General features: G+C 69.0%; 12 protein-coding genes. 5 read left to right on the top strand and 7 right to left on the bottom strand.

The features are described 5' to 3' along the window. Nucleotides 1-90: 90 nt before the first annotated feature. Nucleotides 91-5,397: a DUF4214 domain-containing protein gene (locus NX780_RS16690; RefSeq protein ID WP_258829005.1), complete on the bottom strand. Its 5,307-nt coding sequence runs from the start codon at nucleotides 5,395-5,397 to the stop codon at nucleotides 91-93. Between the two features lie 210 nt (nucleotides 5,398-5,607). Here NX780_RS16690 and NX780_RS16685 point away from each other — a divergent pair, with 210 nt between their 5' ends. The 4 genes from NX780_RS16685 to NX780_RS16670 all read left to right on the top strand — a co-directional run bounded on the left by NX780_RS16685 (nucleotide 5,608) and on the right by NX780_RS16670 (nucleotide 9,916). Further along, complete coding sequence (locus NX780_RS16685; RefSeq protein WP_258829004.1) at nucleotides 5,608-6,168, top strand: DUF2058 domain-containing protein; 561 nt, start codon at nucleotides 5,608-5,610, stop codon at nucleotides 6,166-6,168. Between the two features lie 160 nt (nucleotides 6,169-6,328). Beyond that, the gene (locus NX780_RS16680; RefSeq protein ID WP_258829003.1) at nucleotides 6,329-7,318 is read left to right on the top strand and encodes a MerR family transcriptional regulator; all 990 of its coding nucleotides are present in this window, start codon (nucleotides 6,329-6,331) and stop codon (nucleotides 7,316-7,318) included. A 264-nt stretch (nucleotides 7,319-7,582) separates the two neighbouring features. Beyond that, on the top strand, nucleotides 7,583-9,553 hold the full coding sequence (locus NX780_RS16675) for a PKD domain-containing protein (RefSeq protein WP_258829002.1): 1,971 nt from the start codon (nucleotides 7,583-7,585) through the stop codon (nucleotides 9,551-9,553). Between the two features lie 153 nt (nucleotides 9,554-9,706). Further along, a complete protein-coding gene (locus tag NX780_RS16670; RefSeq protein WP_258829001.1) occupies nucleotides 9,707-9,916 on the top strand; it encodes a hypervirulence associated TUDOR domain-containing protein in 210 nt (69 codons plus the stop codon). 59 nt (nucleotides 9,917-9,975) lie between these two features. On the opposite strand, the gene NX780_RS16665 is transcribed toward NX780_RS16670, so the two are convergent. The 6 genes from NX780_RS16665 to NX780_RS16640 all read right to left on the bottom strand — a co-directional run bounded on the left by NX780_RS16665 (nucleotide 9,976) and on the right by NX780_RS16640 (nucleotide 16,369). Then, nucleotides 9,976-11,481, bottom strand: a complete 1,506-nt coding sequence (locus tag NX780_RS16665) for a TolC family protein (RefSeq protein WP_258829000.1) — start codon at nucleotides 11,479-11,481, stop codon at nucleotides 9,976-9,978. Between the two features lie 9 nt (nucleotides 11,482-11,490). Then, nucleotides 11,491-12,426, bottom strand: a complete 936-nt coding sequence (locus tag NX780_RS16660; protein WP_258828999.1) for an efflux RND transporter periplasmic adaptor subunit — start codon at nucleotides 12,424-12,426, stop codon at nucleotides 11,491-11,493. Nucleotide 12,427: 1 nt separating this feature from the next. After that, entirely contained in the window at nucleotides 12,428-12,634 is a 207-nt protein-coding gene (locus NX780_RS16655) for a DUF1656 domain-containing protein (protein WP_258828998.1), read from the bottom strand. Next, nucleotides 12,631-14,688 (bottom strand): FUSC family protein, encoded by a 2,058-nt coding sequence (locus NX780_RS16650; protein ID WP_258828997.1) that lies wholly within the window; start codon nucleotides 14,686-14,688, stop codon nucleotides 12,631-12,633. Before NX780_RS16650 ends, NX780_RS16655 begins: the two co-directional genes overlap by 4 nt. Nucleotides 14,689-14,695: 7 nt before the next feature. Then, the gene (locus tag NX780_RS16645; RefSeq protein WP_258828996.1) at nucleotides 14,696-15,172 is read right to left on the bottom strand and encodes a MarR family winged helix-turn-helix transcriptional regulator; all 477 of its coding nucleotides are present in this window, start codon (nucleotides 15,170-15,172) and stop codon (nucleotides 14,696-14,698) included. A 135-nt stretch (nucleotides 15,173-15,307) separates the two neighbouring features. After that, entirely contained in the window at nucleotides 15,308-16,369 is a 1,062-nt protein-coding gene (locus NX780_RS16640; protein WP_258828995.1) for a helix-turn-helix transcriptional regulator, read from the bottom strand. 108 nt (nucleotides 16,370-16,477) lie between these two features. Between NX780_RS16640 and NX780_RS16635 the strand changes: the two genes are divergently transcribed. After that, nucleotides 16,478-17,125, top strand: coding sequence for a glutathione S-transferase family protein (locus NX780_RS16635; RefSeq protein WP_258828994.1), 648 nt, complete (start codon nucleotides 16,478-16,480; stop codon nucleotides 17,123-17,125). Nucleotides 17,126-17,159 lie beyond the last annotated feature (34 nt).

The following is a 17,159-nucleotide window of genomic DNA, read 5'->3' as shown; positions in this document are numbered from 1 at the left end:
GCGATTATGGGCCAAAGCCGCGCCAGGACGTGATGTCGTGGCGAAAGATGTGCTGCCTGCGCAACACATGCATATCGCCACGACCCGGGTTCAGCCGAGGTAAGGCTGGTACTCGAAGCCGTTCCCGATCAGCCCGGCGACTACCCAGTAGTTCTCGTTGCTTTCGCTGAAAGCCGCCAGCACGGTTCCCAGATCGGTCCGTTTTTCATCCAGAACCGCGACCCAGAAGTCGTAGCCGCCCTTCTCGGGTTCGCGGTCGAGGATGTTCTGGTACAGGCGGGTGACGATCTCCGCGTTGCTCGCATTGGCGCCGAACAGCTTGATGAATTCCTCACCCTGGGTAAAACCTCCCGCGACCGTCTGCAGCGACACGCCGCGGTCGAGCATCTCGATCCAGAAGCCCAGGCCGACCAGGTCGGGTTCGCGGTCGAAGGCGGCGCGGTAGAGACGGTAGGCCTGGCCGGCATTGCCATTGGTGCCCGTGTCGAAGGCAATGGCGCTGTCGGCGAACACCAGGCGTTCGATGCCGTCCACGCGGTCCTTGCCGTCATTGGCGCCCGGGCGCAGGTCGGCCACCATCGGGGTGTAGGTGTTGAAGCCGACGAGGGCGTACTGGCCGCGCGCGCCGCTGAACACGGCGGTGTCGACGCCGGCGCCGCCGGCGAGCAGGTCGTTGCCGCCGCCACCCATCAGGACGTCGTTGCCGTCGTTTCCGTGCAGGAGGTCGGAACCCGCATTGCCTTCCAGGCGGTCACGCCCGGTGCTGCCGTGCACTTCCGGCGCCAGGGAGCCTGCACTGTCGCCGGGCGCGTAGCCGTAACGGAAGTTGGCGCCGCTCAGCGTCTCCTTCGCGATGCCTCTCAGTGTGACCAGGTCGGCGGCGGCTTTCGACCCTTCCGATCCGTCCTCGTCGAAACGCAGCACGGTGTCGGCCCCGCGCTGCTCAAGGGAGAAGTGGCCGGTGGCGAACGGCGACTGGCGCACCCAGCCGAGCAGCTCGAACACGTCCAGCACGTCGCCGCCGGCGCCGGCCTGGAAGTCGGTGATGACGTAGGTGGCCGCCGGCACTGGAACGTTCAGCTGGAAGGTATCGCTGCCGTCGCCGCCGCTCATGGTCGCGCCGATCGTGGGCTGGATGCCGTTCTGGATCATGATGCGGTCGTTGCCGTCGCCGCCGTCGAGGGTGACACGGTAGTCGAAGGCCGCCGTGCCGAAGCCGTTGTAGCGCGCCAGCACCAGCAGGTCGTCGCCGGCGCCGCCCCGCAGGGTGTCCGCGCCGTAGCTGCTGGTCAGGGTGTCGTTGCCGGCCCCGCCGTCAAGCACGTCGTCGCCGCTGAACGTGGCCGGCCAGCGCGAGCCGTTGCCGTCGACCGGCACCACGCCGGCCCTGTCGCCGTCGAGCTGGTCGTCCCCATCCCCGCCCTCGAGCCGGTCGTTGCCCATCGAACCGGACAGCACGTCGTTGCCGGCGCCGCCGCGCAGGATGTCGTCGAGCCAGCCTCCCTCCAGCTGGTCGCGGCCGTCGGTGCCGACCAGCGTCTGGCCGGTCGCCGAGCCGTCGGGATTGAAGCCGTAGCTGAAATTCTGCGCGGTGAGCGTGGACTTGTCGACGTTGCGCAGCACCAGCGCGTCCGCGAAGGCGGCGCCGCTGTCGGCGCTCACGCGCGCCTGCAGGACGGTGTCGGCGCCGCGCTGGATCAGTTGGGCGCTGCCGCCGGGTGCGAACGGGTTCGACGGCGATGGTGCGACCAGGCTCATGATGTCGACGATGTCGCCGCCTGCGCCGGCCTGGAAATCGTTGACGTAGGCCGTCGTCCCGGCCAGGACGCTGCCCGGACGGTAGGTATCGACGCCGGCGCCGCCGCTCAGCCGGACGGTGGAGGCGGCGTTGCCGAGGAAATTGACCAGGAAGGTATCGTTGCCATCGCCGCCCGTCGCCTCGATCTGGTAAGCGGCGATGTCGAAGCCGCTGATTTCGATGATGTCGTCGCCCGCGCCGCCGTCGATCGTGCCGCTGCTGCCCTGGGCGCGCAGCCTGTCGTTGCCGGCGTCGCCGAACAGGGCATTGCGCCCGGTCGCGACGTACAAGCCATCGTCGCCATCGCCGCCACGCAGGATGTTGTCGCCGTACTGGTCCTGCAGTATGTCGTTACCGGCGCCGCCGAGCAGCTCGTCGTTGCCTTCTTCGCCGTACAGATAGTCCTTGCCATCGTCCCCTTCGAGACGGTCGTTGCCATCGCGGCCGGACAACTGGTCGTCGCCGGCATCGCCGTAGAGCTTGTCGGCGCCGGCGTTGCCGGTCAGGGTGTCGTTGCCGTCGCCGGCCCGGATGGTGTCGTCGAGGTGACCGCCTTGCAGATTGTCGTTGCCGGCGGTGCCTGCGATCTCCAGGCCGGTCGAGCTACCGTCGGGTCGGGCGCCCTGGGTGAAGTTGGCGCCGGTGAAGTTGGCCACCCGGGTGTTCTCGAAGGCGATGCGGCTCGCCCAGGCACCGGAGCCGGCCGGTCCGTCGAGGTCGATCTGCAGCAGCACGCGGCTGCCGTCCTGCACCAGGCGCGCCTGGCCGGCAGTGCCGAAGGGATTGGCGCTGAAGTTCCAGCTGAACGAGTACAGGTCCACCACGTCGCCGCCGGCGCCGGTCTGGAAATCGGTGATGGTGAGCAGGGGCCAGCGCTCGCTGCCCTCGAAGCGGTAGGTGTCGACGCCGGCGCCGCCGCTGGCCTGGATCGGGCGCGTCTCGCCGTACGCGGAGCGTACCGTCATCCGGTCGTTGCCGGCGCCCATGTCGACCACCATGGCCGTGTTGCTGGCCTGGCTGCCGGCGGCCTCGACCGACACCGTGTCGTCGCCTGCGCCGGCCAGCACCTTGGCGGCCCAGCCGTAGGCAGTGATCTGGTCATTGCCGTCGCCGCCGTCCAGGATGGTGACGGCGGCGCCGTCCATATTCGCCCAGCCGCCGGTCAGGGTATCGTCGCCGGCGCCGCCCAGCAGGTGGTCCTTGCCCGAATAGCTGCTCAGGATGTCGCGGCCATCGCCGCCTTCGAGATAGTTGGTGCCGGCTCCGCCGTCGAGCCGGTCGTCGCCGCCGCCGCCATACAGCCGGTCGTCGCCTTCCCCGCCTTCGAGACTGTCGTTGCCGGTCCCGCCATGCAGCTCGTCGTTGCCCAGTCCGCCCGAGATCGTATCGCCGCCGCCGACGATGGTTTCGTCGCCGCCGTAGAGCTTGTCATCGCCGGCCTCGCCGTTGATGGTGTCGTTGCCGTCACCGCCTTCGATGATGTCGTTCAGTGCGCCGCCCTTCAGGGTGTCGGCGCCCGCCGTGCCGCGCAGCGTCACGCCCTGGTTGGTGCCGCTCGGGTCGTAGCCGCCGGCGAAAGACGCGCCCGTCAGCGCGGACAGCTGGATGTTCTCGAGCGTGACTGCGAGCCAGGGCTGTGCGCTGCCGGCGGCGCCGTCGCCGTCGGCATAGATCCTGACGTGGGCGCCTTCCTGCACCGCCTTCAGGTAGCCGGCCGTGCCAAAGGGATTGCCGCTGATGCTGACGTTGAAATGGATGGGGCGCAGGTCGAGCACGTCGCCCTGGCCGAAGTCCAGGATCGTCAGGTCGGCGAAGGACGAGATCTCGAAGGTGTCGGCGCCCGCGCCGCCGCTGGCGACGATCTTGACGTTGCTTGGAGCGAAGCCGGTGCGCAGGGTGTCGTTGCCATCCTCGCCCGCCATGGTCACCGTCCGAACCTCGTTTCCGTAGACCGACTCCAGCTGCAGGATGTCGTTGCCGGCGCCGCCCAGCATGCGGTCGTTGCCGGCGCCCCCGTTCATGATGTCGTTGCCGGCCCCGCCTTCCATCAGGTTGTTCCCGAAGGTGTTGCTGCTCAGGCGGTCGTCGCCGTCGCCGCCGCGCAGGATGTTGTCGCCGCCGTTGCCCTCGAGGTAGTCGTCGCCGGCGCCGCCTTCGAGCAGGTCGTTGCCGGCGCCGCCTCTGAGCGCGTCGTCGCCGTCCAGGCCATACAGTGTGTCGTCGAGGAACATGCCCTCGAGTTGATCCCGTTCGGCAGTACCGGTGAGGGTGAGGCCCGTGGTGCCGCCACGCGGATCGATGCCGCCGACGAAGTTGGCGGCGGTGAGTTGGCCCGGCTGTACGCCGGTGAGTGTGAGCAGGGTTGCGTAGGCCGGTGGGGTGGCGGCATCGCGCAGCTGGAGCAGAGTGTCGGCCCCGGAGGCGAGCAAACGCAGCAAGCCGCTGGTGAAGGGGTTGCCGTTTTCCTGCACACCGTAGATCTGCAGCAAGTTGAGCTGGTCGCCGCCGGCGCCTGGGGTGAAGTCGGTGATACGCAAGGCATTCGCGCCGATGGCTTGGCCGTAAGTGTCGACGATAAAGGTGTCCGCATCCTCTCCGCCGGACATGGCGACGGCGGTCTGGGTGCTCCCGAAGATGACCCGGATGGTGTCGCGTCCGCTGCCGCCGCTTACCGTGGCCGGGCGTGCATTCGATCCGCTCATCCGCAGATCGATGACATCGTCGCCGCTCCCGCCCGCATACGAGGTGCCGAGGTAGCCGCTGAGGCGGTCGTTGCCGCTGCCGCCATCGAGGACGCCGGTGGCGCCATGGTCGATGCTGAGGTTGTCGTCGCCGTCGCCGCCGAGCATGGTGTCGTCGCCGAGCGAGTTGTTCAGCATGTCATTGCCCGCGCCGCCCTCCAGGTAGTCGTCGCCGGCGTTGCCGTACAGGTAGTCGTTGTCGTCGCCGCCGAACACCCGGTCGTTGCCGTCGTCGCCGGACAGATTGTCGCCGCCGGCGCCGCCATGAATGGTGTCGTTGCCGGCGCCGCCACGGATGGTGTCGCCGTTGCTGTACGGCTGTCCGGAGGTCTCATCGCCGCCGCGCAGGATGTCGTCGCCGCCGTAGCCATTGATCGTGTCGCTGCCGCCCAGGCCATCCATGGTGTCGGCCAGGTCGCTGCCGTTCATGATGTCCACGCCCGCCGTCCCGGTCACGTTCTGCGCCTCGGGAACCAGCCCGGACTGGAAGCTGGTGGACCAGTATCCGCCATTCAGCCGGTTGCCGCCGAGGTCGGTGATGGCGTCGTTGCTGAAGGTGATCGAGTACAGGGACGCGTAGTCGAGACGCTGCGGCGGGGCGAAGGTGAGGGTCTTTCCCGATACGGTCACATAGGGGCTGCCGGCCAGGGTCTCGGTGATTCCCTGGCCCCTGTTGTTGAGCAGGGAGATCGTGCCGGTGCCGAGCTTGATGTCTTCGTCGAAGGTGAAGACCAGCGGCGCGTCCGCGCGATGGCCGTTCTGCGGCCAGGTCAGCATGACCGGGCCTGTGGTATCGGTGGCCGCGGCCTGGCCGGACATGGTGCCGTGGAAAACGCTGGGAGAACGGTGGTCGGACATGGCGGATTGGTTCAGGATTGGAAATCCTTCGACTATCCTTGACTCATGCATTCCTGTCTATGTACCTGGCGCATTCCATGCTTGCGGAATAAACCCTGACGCAGGCAAGTCTTTCCCCACCCTTTGTTCGTCGCCGCGCCGCCGCCGGTTTGCTATGCTAGCGGCTTTACGCGCCGGCGCCGTGCCGGCCGTCATCGAAGGAGCAGAACAATGGTCTCGCTGCAGGAGCAGTTGCTGAAAGCCGGCCTGGTGGACAAGAAGAAGGTCCAGAAGGTCAACCAGGACAAGAGCAAGCAGAAGAAGATCGAGCGCCGCACCGGCGCCGAGTCGGTCAACGAATCGCGCGAGGCCGCGCTCGAGATGCAGCGCAAGAACGCCGAGCGGGCGCGCGAGCTGAACGCGCAGCGCGACGCGCAGGCTGCGCAGAAGGCGGTGCGGGCGCAGATCGCCCAGCTGGTGCAGGTGAACCGGCAGCCGCGCGCAGGGTCCGGCAAGGGCGGCAAGGGCGACATCGCCTACAACTTCACCCACGGCAGCAAGATCGAACGCATCTATGTGTCGGAACAGGTGCAGCAGCACCTGGTCGCGGGCCGCCTGGTGATCGTGTTCCTGAACGGGAACTACGAGCTGGTGCCCAAGGTCATTGGCGAAAAGATCGCGGAGCGCGACCCGGCCAGCGTGATCCAGGTGAAGCGGTCCGAGGCCGCGCCGCAGACCGAGGAAGAGGATCCCTACGCCGACTTCAAGATCCCGGACGATTTCACCTGGTAAGCGCGGCGCTGCCGGCCCCGACGCCACCTCGACGGTGGCGTTTTGTTGTCGACCAATTGAAACGAATCGTTGTTGAGTTGACATTCTCACTGCGCTACACTGGCCCTGTCTCGTTCTTGTCGCGGGACTTGCATAGACAATTGGTTCAAAGGCTGGTCGTATGAATGCGAAGAAAATGGATGGTTCCGGGGAAGAGCAGGGCGCCGGCAGCCGGCAGGTGACCTACCGCAGCGGCGTGGCTGCGCGGCTGGCTGGCCTGCCGGTGGAAACGCTGCGGGTGTGGGAGCGGCGCTATGCGCTGTCGGATACCCAGCGATCGGCGCACGGACAGCGCTTGTACACGGCGGAGCAGGTGCGCCGTCTCGGGCTGCTCAAGCAGCTGGTCGACCTCGGCCATCCGATCGGGGTGCTGACCGGGCTGCCGGTGGAGCGGCTGGAAGAGATGATCGCACCCGACCCGGCGCGCGCGCGCGAGGTCAGCGGGCCGATGCGGGTATTGGTGGTGGGCGACAGCCTGGCGCGCCGCATCGCGGCCAGCGGACGCGACGGGCGCGCGCTGCAGGTGCAGCGCCACCATGCGCGGCTCGAGCAGGTGGTGGCGAGCGGCGACGGCGTCGTGATCGACGTGCTGCTCATCGAAGCGTCCGAGCTCGACGAAGCCCCGCTGGACAAGGTGATGGCCGTGCGCGAGATGGTGCATCCGGCGGCCACCGTGGTGCTGTACCGCTTTGGCGGCAGCGCCGCCATCCGCGCCCTGCGCGCCGAAGGCTGCCTGGTGGCGCGCGTGCCGGCCGAGGTCGGCGAACTGGTGCTGCTGTGCCGCTCGGCGCTGGCGGGGCAGGGCATGCCTGCTCCGGAGTCCGAGGGCGAGGAGGTGGCCCCGCGCCGCCTCGACGATGCCGCGCTGGCGGCGATCACGGCAGCCGGCAACCGTCTCAGCTGCGAGTGCCCGCGCCACCTGTCCGAGATCCTCATGATGGTCGGCAGCTTCGAGCGCTACAGCGCCCAGTGCGCCTCGCGCAACCAGGAGGATGCGCGCCTGCACCGCGAACTCGAACTGGCTTCCGGCCGGGCGCGCGTGGTGCTGGAAGAGGCGATGATCCGTCTGGCGCTGGCGGAGGGGCTGCCCCTGCCCGGGAAGGACGGCTAGTCCGGCTGCACGGAAAAAGCCGACGGGAAGGGAGCCTGGCTGCGCGCCAGGCTTTTTTTCTTGCGCGTGCCAGTCAGAAATTGCTGCATATAACGCGCTAAATGCTTTTGGCGCTGGCGCAAGAACACGTTTGATCAACATCATGCCGACGCGCGATGCTGGGATAAGTCGAATCGTGCGCACCGTGTCCGCTCCATGATCACCCCTGATCCGCCCGGATTGTCCGATGAGGCGGAAATGGCATTACCTTCATGGGAGAGACATATGCGGCGCGTGCATGGAAACGGCAGGTCGAAGACGAGCGTGGGGTGGTGGCCCTGCCTGCTGCTGGCGCTGGCGGCGGGCGGCACGGCGCTGGCGCAGCAAGCCCCGGCGCCGGCCCTCGAAGCGGGCAAGGGAGGCGCCGTCCGCACCAGCTACCGGGTCGTCAACCTCGGCTCCGGCGAACTCAGCGCGCTGCCGAAGATCAACGCCCGGGGACAGATCGTCTTCTCGATGTGGGATGGCGCCGCCTCGCGCGGCTATTTCTACGATGGCAGAACAGTCCGGGACATCGGCACGCTGGGCGGCAGCGACACCGTGGCGCTGGGCCTGAACAATGCCGGGCAGCTCGCCGGAGGCTCCTTCACCGCCACGGGCAGCGAACATGCCTTCGTCTGGAGCGCGGGCGGCGGCATGCTCGACCTCGGCGTCCTGCCGTTTACCGGCAACTCGCGCGCGCAGGCGATCAACAACCGCGGCGTCGTCACCGGCTTTTCCGAAGGCGTCCCCAGCACGCCCCCGCTGGCCTTCCGCTGGAGCGTGAGCGAAGGCATGAGCAGCCTCGGCGCGCTCGCGCCCGGCGTCGACGGGGCATCGTGGGGCGCCGCGCTGAACGACGCCGGCCTCATCGCCGGCGCCGCCAACACCGCCAGCCTGGAGCGCCACGCCTTTGCCTGGATGCCGGCGCGCGGCCTGGTCGACATCGATACGCTCGGCAGCCTCGACTCGGACGGCATCGCCGTCAGCGCCAGGGGCGAGGTGGCCGGCAGCCGCCTGCCGGCGGACGCAGCAGGCTATCGCGCCTGGCTGTGGACGCCCGGGCGCGGCATGCGCGACCTCGGCGCGGCGGGCGGGGTGGAATCCTTCACCCTCGCCATGAGCCCCGGCGGCCGGATCGCCGGCCTCGTCACCCTGGCCGGCGGCGACCAGCGCGCCATGACCTGGACGCGCACGGAGGGCATGCGCCTGCTGGGCACCCTGGGCGGCGCCAACTCGCGTTCCCAGCAGGCCAACGATCGCGGCCAGGTGGTCGGCTACGCCACCGACCGCAACCAGGCCTTCCGGGCATTCGCCTGGTCGGCCAAAGCCGGCATGGTCGACCTGAACACCCGCCTGCGCAACGCGCCGCCCGGTCTGGTGCTCGACGATGCGCTTGCCATCAACGACAACGGCGACATCGTGTCCAGTTCCAACGCCGGCCTGGTGCTGCTCACCCCCAGCCATGGGCATCAGGGCGGCCATGTGGTCGGGCCCGTGGCTGCGCCCGAGGTGGTCCGGGCCGGCGCCGCATTCGCCGCCTCGGTGGCATGGGTCGATTCCGCCAGGGTGGGCACGCGCAGCGTGAGCTGGTCATGGGGCGACGGCAGCGGCGCACAGGCCGGCAAGGTGCGCGAAGCAGGTGAGACGGGCAGCGCCAGCGCCAGCCACCATTTCGCCCTGCCCGGCGTGTACCGCGTCACGGCGACGGTGATCGACCGCAACGGCCGCAGTACGGCCGTCAGCCGCACCATCGTTGCCGCCGCTTCCGCCGCCGGCACGGTGGCCGCCCGGGGCAGCGTGCTGTCGCCAAGGGGCGCTTACCGGAAGGCGCCCTCATGGGTCGGCAAGGCGGCGTTCAGCCTGGTGGCGCCGCTTGCCGCGATGGGGCCGGCGGCGCAGATGGCGGCTATGCCGGCGCAGATGCATTTCGATCTCCCCGGACTGCGCTTTCACAGCAGCAGCTTGCGCTTCCTCGGCCGGCAGGGAGCGCAGCACGTGTTCGACGGCGAAGGCGCGGTCAATGGCGTGGGCAAGGCCCGCTTCCGGCTCGCGACCACGGTCGGCCTGGCCGGCGCCGCACCGGGCCGCTTTGCGCTGAAGATCTGGCAGCCGGACCCTGTCTCCGGCAAGGAAGTGATTCACTACGACAACAGCGGCACGCCTTCGGCAGAAGCCGCGGCGCCGCTGGTGGAGGCCAGCGTACTGGCGCAATAGGGAGGCGTGGCAGCCCGCGGCCAGGAAGCTTCCTGGCGTGCGGGAGCGGATGGCGATCTGTGCTTGAATGGCGATCCCGGTTCGCGAATGCCCGGGTGCGGTTCACATCCGGGACGTCGCGGCCATCCATTCGACCATTTCGATGGGGCCATCATGACAGACGCATTCAAGGCTGGCGACAGGGTGCAGTGGCAGTCGTCCCAGGGCACGGTGCACGGGACGATCAAGAAGAAACTGACTTCGCCCACCGAGATCAAGGGCCACCACGTGGCGGCCTCGAAGGAACACCCCGAGTACCTGGTGGTCAGCGACAAGACCGGGGCCGAGGCGGCGCACAAGGCGGACGCGCTCAGGAAGGCCTGAGACCTGCCTGCCCGGGCTGGGCTGATGCAGCTGTCATCCCGGGGCGGTTCACCGGCGCTTCAGGGCGCCGCGCGCTTCCCGTCGTGCGCGCCGGCGTGCGCCGCCTGCTGCTGTTCGGCGTGTGCCGCGCGGGTATTCTCCCAGCCGCCACCGAGCGCCAGGAAGAGCTGCGCCTGGTCCTCCGCCAGTTTCGCGCTGGAAGCCGCCAGCATGCTCTCCACACTGGCGAGGGTGCGGTCCGCGTCCAGGGCAGCGAGGAAGTCGCTGCGGCCGAACTGGTAGAGCCTGGCCGTCTGCTTCGCAGCCAGTGCGCTCTGGTCGCGCGCCGCGCGCAGGGCGGCATTGCGGTCGAGTTCGCGGGCGTAGACGGTCAACGCGGTTTCAAGCTCGCGCAGCGCGTTCAGCACCACCGAGTCGAAGCGCGCCAGCGCGCCCTGGGTAGCGATGTTCGCCTGGGCGATGTGCACGCGCGCCGGGCTCAGGGCCGGCAGGTTCCAGGAAATCAGGGGCCCCAGCGAGAATTTCCAGGTACTGGCGTCGCCGAACTGGTCCATGAAGCCGACGCCGCCGAAGGACGCGCCCAGCGTGATGTTCGGGTAGAGCTCGGCGGTGGCGACGCCGATGCGCGCCGTGCTTGCCGCCAGCAGGCGTTCGGCCTGGCGCACGTCGGGGCGGCGGCGCAGCAGGGCCGCGCCGTCGCCGACCGGAATGGTCGCGGCCACGCGCGGCGGCGTCGCGCACTGCGCAACCTCCGCCGGAAACCGGCTCGGCGCCTCGCCTGTCAGCACCGCCAGGCGATACAGGGCCGTGCGGCGGCCTGCCTCCAGCGGCGGCAGGTTGGCGCGCAGCAGCTCCAGCTGGGCCTGGGCGCGGCTGGTGTCGATGGCGATGCCGCGGCCGCGCCGCACGCGCTGGGCCGTCAGCGCGACGAACTGCTGCTGCAGCGCGACCGATTGCTGCGCCACCTTCAGCTGGTAGCCGGCCGAGCAGGCCTGGGCATAGGCGCGCGTTGTGTCGGCCGCCACCATCACGTGGGCCAGGTCGCTGGCCGCCTGCGCAGCTTCCTGGTCGGCGTGCGCGGCCTCGATGGCGCGGCGGATGCGGCCCCACAGGTCGACCTGGTAAGCCACCTTGATGTCGCCTTCGTAGATGCCGGTGCGCGGCAGCTGTTCCGGCAGGCCGATCGAGGCCCCGGCGATGCGTCCGTACAGCGGCGCGGCGCCCATTTCGACTTCGGGACGCTTCTTTTCCTCGACCTCTTCCAGCACCGCATGGGCACGCGCCAGGTTCGCCGCGGCCACCCGCAGGTCGGCGTTGGCGCTGAAAGCCTTGGCGATCAGCTTGTCCAGTACCGGGTCCTGGTACAGCTGCCACCAGTCCTTCGGCAGCGGGTCGGCGCTGAAGGGCGTCTCGCTTGAACCCATCAGGGGTCCCCTGGCGGCGTCGCGCTGGATGACGGCTTCCTTCGGCAGCTGGTAGTCCGGGCCGAGCGTGGTGCAGGCGCCCAGCACGGCCAGCGCGCACAAGGATGCAGCCTTGCCGGCGAGCTTGCGGTTGCGATGCATGTTCACTCCTTATTGCGCCTTCGTGGCGCCAGGCGCAGCCGCCACGGCGCGCGCGGCGGGTGCGGGATGGGACGCAGCGGGCAGCACTTCCACGGTCGCGGTCTGTCCGGCGACGAGGCGCACGCCTGCCGGCACCCGGTCGATCGCGATGCGCACCGGAATGCGCTGGGCCAGGCGCACCCAGTTGAAGGTCGGGTTCACGTTCGGCAGCATGTTCGCGCCGGTGCTGCGGTCGCGGTCGGTGATGCCCTCGGCGAAGCTCTCGACGTGGCCCTTGATCGGCTGGCGCACGCCCATCAGGGTCACGTCGACCCTGTCGCCCACCTGGATGGCGGGCAGCTTGGTTTCTTCAAAATAGCCTTCGACATAGAAGGTGTTGCGGTCGATCAGCGCCATCACCGGACGCGCCGCGGTCGCATAGGAGCCTTCGCGCAGGTCGAGGTTGGTGACGATGCCGTCCACCGCCGACACCACGTGCGAGCGCTCCAGGTTCAGCCGGGCCGTGTCGCGGTTGACGATGGCCTGGGCCAGGGCGGCCCTGGCCTGGTCGGTGCGGGTGAGGCCTTGCTCGCGCGTTTCCGTCGATACCAGGTCGTCCAGCTCGGCATTGCGCTTGTTCTCGCGCCGGGCCTGGGCCAGGGCTGCTTCGCTTGCGGTCACCTGGGCCTCGGCCTGGCGCAGCGCCAGCGCGAAGCGCGCACGGTCGATCTCGAACAGCGGTTCGCCGGCCGCGACGTGCTGGTTGTCGTGTACGTAGACCCTGGTGACCTGGCCGGTCACGTCCGGCGCCACCTGCACCACATACGCTTTCACGCGGCCGTCGCGGGTCCATGGCGCCAGTTCGTAGTGGCGCCACATATGCCAGCCTGCGTAGGCCGCGCCGGCGGTGGCCAGCAAGGTGATGCCGACCCGGCCCAGGGCCGGTAAAAATTTGTTCGTAGCCATCTCAGGACCAGTTGCGGGTGAAGTAAGCCAGCGTGCCGAGCACGATGACGAACAGGGAAAAATCGAACAGCGCCGGATGCCACACCAGGCGGTAGAAGCCGGTGCGCGCCAGGGCCAGGTTCAGGAGGCGAGATATCAACAGCGCCGCCAGCGTCAGCAGCAGGAGCGGAGGAAGGTAGAGGCCGTACAGGCTGACTTCGCCGATCATCGGGTCTCCTTGTCGTAAGCAGTCAGGGGCGAGGATTGGTAGGCTGGCGCCTGGGGAAACAGGTCGCGCCGCATGCCGGTGAGGGCGGCCAGCGCCTCGCGCTGGGCGGCGTCACGCGTGCCCTGGCAGATCGCGCGCAGGCTGTTGTCGAGAGCAGCCAGCAAGCCTGCTTCCTCGTTCCGGTCGAGCGCCGGCAAACGCGCGAAACGCCGTGACAGCCGCGACATCAGGGAGGCGAGGGCCGCTTCGCCACGCCCGAGCTGCGCCCGTACGGACTGCAGCATGGTCATGTTCAGGCCGACGCGCAGGTCGCGCAGCGCATCGACCGCCTGCAGGTCCGCGTGGGCGCCGGCCATCGCCAGGCGCGGCGTGAGCAGGCCGACGCGATCGACCATGCGCGCGGAGAACTCGCTTGGCGCGGTCACGCGTTCGCCGCTGCCCAGGCGCGCCAGTTCCCGCCAACCGGCCTTCAGGACGCGGCGCGCGGTCCAGCCGGCGCCGACGCTGCGCAGCACGCGGGTGATGAGGGCGGCTGCGGCCAGGCCCATGATCTGCGCCAGCATGCCGTTGGTGAAAGAGACGATGTCGGCGCTGTGGGTATCGACCATGGCCAGGGCGCCGCAGATGCCGAAGAGAAAAGGCATGGCGCGTCCGAAGGTCGACGGCCGCGCCACCAGCACGCCCAGCACCAGGAAGGTCGGTGCGCAGGCCAGCACCAGCGACTCGAATCCGTGCACGGCCGGCAGGATCGCCAGCAGGTACAGCGCCGCCACCGGAATCGAATACACCGTGTAGGTGAGGAAGCCCTTGATGAAGGGCGCCGGGTCATCCTGGCCGGCGAAGAAGCAGCACAGCACCGCCGCCATCATGGGCGCGGCCGCGCCGGCCGGCCAGCCGGTGAGGATCCAGAAGGCGCAGCAGGCCAGGACGGCGACGACGGCGGCAAGGGCCGACAGCAGGGCCATGCCGCGGTCCTGGTGCAGGGCGCTGGGGGCGACGCCAGGTAAGTGGCGCACGCTGTCGGGCAGGCGGCCGTGCACGCCGGCGTCGATGTGCTGGCGCAGCAGGCGCGTTTCCAGCACCAGGTCGACCAGCATGTGCAGGCGCGCCGCCAGGTTCAGCGCCAGGAGGCCGGTCCAGTCGAGGTCGCGTCCGCCTTGCGGAGCCAGCGCGTCGATGTGCGTGTGCAGGGCTGCGCCCTGGACGGCGAGGGGCGTGTCTTTCGGGGTTTCAAGCAGCGCCGTCACGTCTTCCAGCACGGTGCGCCAGCGTGCCGACACGGCGTCCGCGCCGAGTTCGCGCAGCGCCGCCAGGCGGTCTTCGATGCCGGAGACGATGGGCAGGAACTGCGCCAGCCGTTCCTGCAGGGCGTTGACCGCCTTCTCGGTCCAGCGCAGGTGCGAGGTGTCGAAGGGCAGGTGGGTGCTCATGAGGCGCAGCTCGGTGATGTCGCCGGCCAGCTTGCGGCGGTCGCCCGCGCTTCGCGCATCGCCGCCGGGGTTGAGCGCATCGCGGATCCAGGCCCCGGCGTCACGCGCCGCGCCGTCCAGGCGGGCGAGCAGCACCGGCGCGAAGCTCTGCGGCAGCACCAGGGTGTGCACCAGGGTCGCGCAGACCATGCCCAGCACGATCTCCTCGACTCGCGCGAGCGCGATGTCGAAGATGGCGCCCGGGTCGCCCACCGCCGGAAAACCGATCAGGCCGGCCGTGTAGCCCGCCAACATCAGCACGTAGGAGCGCGGGGTGCGGTCCAGCAGCGAGAAGTAGAGGCAGCCGCCGATCCACAGCGCCAGCGCGAGCGAGAGCAGCTCGGGGGCGTTCGACAGCTGGGGCACCAGGAAAACGACCGCGACGGCGCCGAGCACGGTGCCGCCCGCCCGGTAGATGCCCTTGGAGCGGGTCGGCCCGGCAAAGGGGGCGGAGACGATATAGGCCGTCATCATCGCCCAGAAAGGTCGCGGCAGTCCGATGCGCATCGATAGGTAAACCGAGAGCATCGCTGCCGCGAATGACTTGATGGAGAACAGCATCTCCGACCGGCTGGCCACCTTCATGCCTGCCTCACGCTGCCTTGCTGCCGGCGTCGTCGGAAGAAGTGATGTTGGCAATCGCCGCCGGCAGGCCGGACAGCACGCGCAGGCAGGCTTCGACGTCGGCGGGTTCGAACTCGCCGAACAGCTTGCGGCGGAAGGGACGCAGGGCCTGGTCCATCTGCTCCGCCGCCTGGCGCCCCTCGTCCGTCAGGCGCAGTATCTTCGCGCGGCGGTCGGCCGGGTCGTCATGGCGCTCCACCAGTTTCGCGGCGATCAGGCAGTCCACCACCCGCACCAGCGAGGACGCTTCCAGGCCGAGGGCGACGGCCAGCACCCCGGGCCGCACGCCGTCCTCGCCGAAGCGGCTGATGACCAGCACCGGCAGGCCGGTCGCCTGCGACAGGCCGTAGTCGGCCGCGATCTTGTCGGCGGCGGCGCGGTAGGCGCGCGCGGCATAGGTGAGGGCGGCGGTCAGGCTGCCGAGGGTCTGGTCGGATACGCTCATTTGATTGGCATGCACATTGTTCTCATGCGAAAGCTTAGCATGCGAAGTAATTTCTTTCAACTAAGCCTTTGAATCTGCCGCTTGCCGGGCTGGTAAATCAATACGGCCGCGCGTCAGGTTCGGCCTTGTGCATGTTCATGGGAGCGGGGTGTCGCAGCAGTCGACCGTCGATCGCATGGTCGACGGCATCGGGCCATCACCGACGGGCGTGTCCTGTGTCGTCGCGTAGCGCTGCGCCAGGGTCCTTGCGATCTGCCCGATGTGGCTGCGCAGCGCCTCCGGCGCCAAGACCTCGGCTTCGGCCCCGAAGCGCAGCAGCTCATACGCGGCGTGGCGCACCGGCCCCACGGGAAGGGTGACGGTGCGCCACCCATCCTGCCCGGCTTCCCCGATCGTGGCGTGGGTGACGGAATAGGGCGGCAGGAAGGCCTCCATCATCTTGATTCCCCAGGGCGACAGCCGCAAGGTCGCCTGCTCCGGGTGCTGCTCCTGCTCGAAGCGGCGCGCATTCTCGGCCCAGTAGGCCGGCAGGTCGAAGTCGCTGGTCCGCTCGATGTGGCCGTCGAGCAGCTGCAGGTCGAGGATCCGGGAGACGCGGTAGGTGCGCACATCGGCGCCGCACCTGGCGACCAGGTACCAGGCGCCGCCCTTGAGCACGATGCCGAGCGGGTCCAGCTCGCGCTCGTTCTCGCCCTTCCAGCTGCGATAGCGGATGCGAATCGGCTGTTCGCCCCACACGGCCTGCGCCAGTTGCGGCAGGCAGGCCGGCCGTTCGCTCGCTTCGAACCAGCCGGGGACATCCAGGTGGAAGCGCAGGCGCATCTTGCTCGTGCCTTCGCGAACGTCGGCGGGGAGGGCGGCCAGCAGCTTGTCACGGGCGCTGGCACAGGCCGCGTCCAGGCCGAGTTCGGCGGCCTGCCCGGACAGGCCGCTCAGGAACAGGACTTCGGCTTCCAGTGCCGACATGCCGTTCAGGCGTGTCCGGTAGCCGTCCAGCAGGCGGTAGCCGCCCTGGTTGCCGCGCTCGCTGTAGATCGGGATGCCGGCGGCGCTCAGGGCGTCGACGTCGCGATAAATGGTGCGCAGCGACACCCCGTACTCGTCGGCAAGCGCACGCGCGCTCGCGCGGCCACGGGCCTGCAGGGTCGTGAGGATGAAGAGAAGTCGGCTCGCGCGCATCGGGCCAGTGTAATCCATATCCATCCGAATACCTGACAGAAGATGTCAGCTTGGCAGGCATACCATGCTCGCAGTCGACCGCGGATCGGCCTTCAACGACATCAACCATTCATCCAGGGCATAACCATGAGTACACAGCGCAGCATCACCTTCTTCCACTCGCCGCACACCCGCTCCTCGAGCACCTTCACCCTGCTCGAAGAGCTGGGCGCGCCCTATGACATGCGGGTCCTGAACATGAAGGCCGGCGAACAGCGCCAGCCCGCCTACCTGGCCGTGAACCCGCTGGGGAAAGTGCCCGCCATTATGGACGGCGATACCGTCGTCACCGAACAAGTCGCGATCTTCATTCACCTGGCTGACAGCTTCCCCGAGGCTGGCCTGGCGCCCTCCCTCGACGATCCGCGGCGCGGCGCCTACCTGCGCTGGCTCGTCTACTACGCGGCCTGCTTCGAACCGGCGCTGGTGGACCGCAGCATGCAGCGCGAACCGGCTCCTCCCATGAGTTCACCCTATGGCGACTTCGACGCCATGCTGGGCGTGATCCACGCCCAGCTGCAGCGCGGCCGCTACCTGCTGGGCGACACCATGTCGGCAGCCGACGTCCTGTGGGGATCGGCGCTGGGATGGGCCATGGCCTATGCCGGCGTGCCGCGCCTGCCTGCATTGGTCGAGTATGCCGAGCGCATGGGCGCCCGCCCGGCATCGAAACGCGTGGAGGAACGCGACCTGGCCCTGGTTGCCGAACACGAGGCGGCCCTGGCGCCGGGCTAGTACTGCGGCACGGCCGCGTCATTGCCAGGTCATA

The sequence above is a fragment of the Massilia agri genome, assembly GCF_024753255.1.
GTDB classification, from domain to species: domain Bacteria; phylum Pseudomonadota; class Gammaproteobacteria; order Burkholderiales; family Burkholderiaceae_D; genus Telluria; species Telluria agri.
The sequence above is the reverse complement of the archived record's forward strand: the minus strand, read 5'-3'. Positions and strand labels throughout refer to the sequence as shown.

What these genes read in the sequence shown, in the direction of transcription:
- NX780_RS16690 (WP_258829005.1), bottom strand. Translation starts at nt 5,397, where the DNA reads ATGTCCGACCACCGTTCTCCCAGCGTTTTCCACGGCACCATGTCCGGC.
- NX780_RS16685 (WP_258829004.1), top strand. Translation starts at nt 5,608, where the DNA reads ATGGTCTCGCTGCAGGAGCAGTTGCTGAAAGCCGGCCTGGTGGACAAG.
- NX780_RS16680 (WP_258829003.1), top strand. Translation starts at nt 6,329, where the DNA reads ATGAATGCGAAGAAAATGGATGGTTCCGGGGAAGAGCAGGGCGCCGGC.
- NX780_RS16675 (WP_258829002.1), top strand. Translation starts at nt 7,583, where the DNA reads ATGCGGCGCGTGCATGGAAACGGCAGGTCGAAGACGAGCGTGGGGTGG.
- NX780_RS16670 (WP_258829001.1), top strand. Translation starts at nt 9,707, where the DNA reads ATGACAGACGCATTCAAGGCTGGCGACAGGGTGCAGTGGCAGTCGTCC.
- NX780_RS16665 (WP_258829000.1), bottom strand. Translation starts at nt 11,481, where the DNA reads ATGCATCGCAACCGCAAGCTCGCCGGCAAGGCTGCATCCTTGTGCGCG.
- NX780_RS16660 (WP_258828999.1), bottom strand. Translation starts at nt 12,426, where the DNA reads ATGGCTACGAACAAATTTTTACCGGCCCTGGGCCGGGTCGGCATCACC.
- NX780_RS16655 (WP_258828998.1), bottom strand. Translation starts at nt 12,634, where the DNA reads ATGATCGGCGAAGTCAGCCTGTACGGCCTCTACCTTCCTCCGCTCCTG.
- NX780_RS16650 (WP_258828997.1), bottom strand. Translation starts at nt 14,688, where the DNA reads ATGAAGGTGGCCAGCCGGTCGGAGATGCTGTTCTCCATCAAGTCATTC.
- NX780_RS16645 (WP_258828996.1), bottom strand. Translation starts at nt 15,172, where the DNA reads ATGAGCGTATCCGACCAGACCCTCGGCAGCCTGACCGCCGCCCTCACC.
- NX780_RS16640 (WP_258828995.1), bottom strand. Translation starts at nt 16,369, where the DNA reads ATGGATTACACTGGCCCGATGCGCGCGAGCCGACTTCTCTTCATCCTC.
- NX780_RS16635 (WP_258828994.1), top strand. Translation starts at nt 16,478, where the DNA reads ATGAGTACACAGCGCAGCATCACCTTCTTCCACTCGCCGCACACCCGC.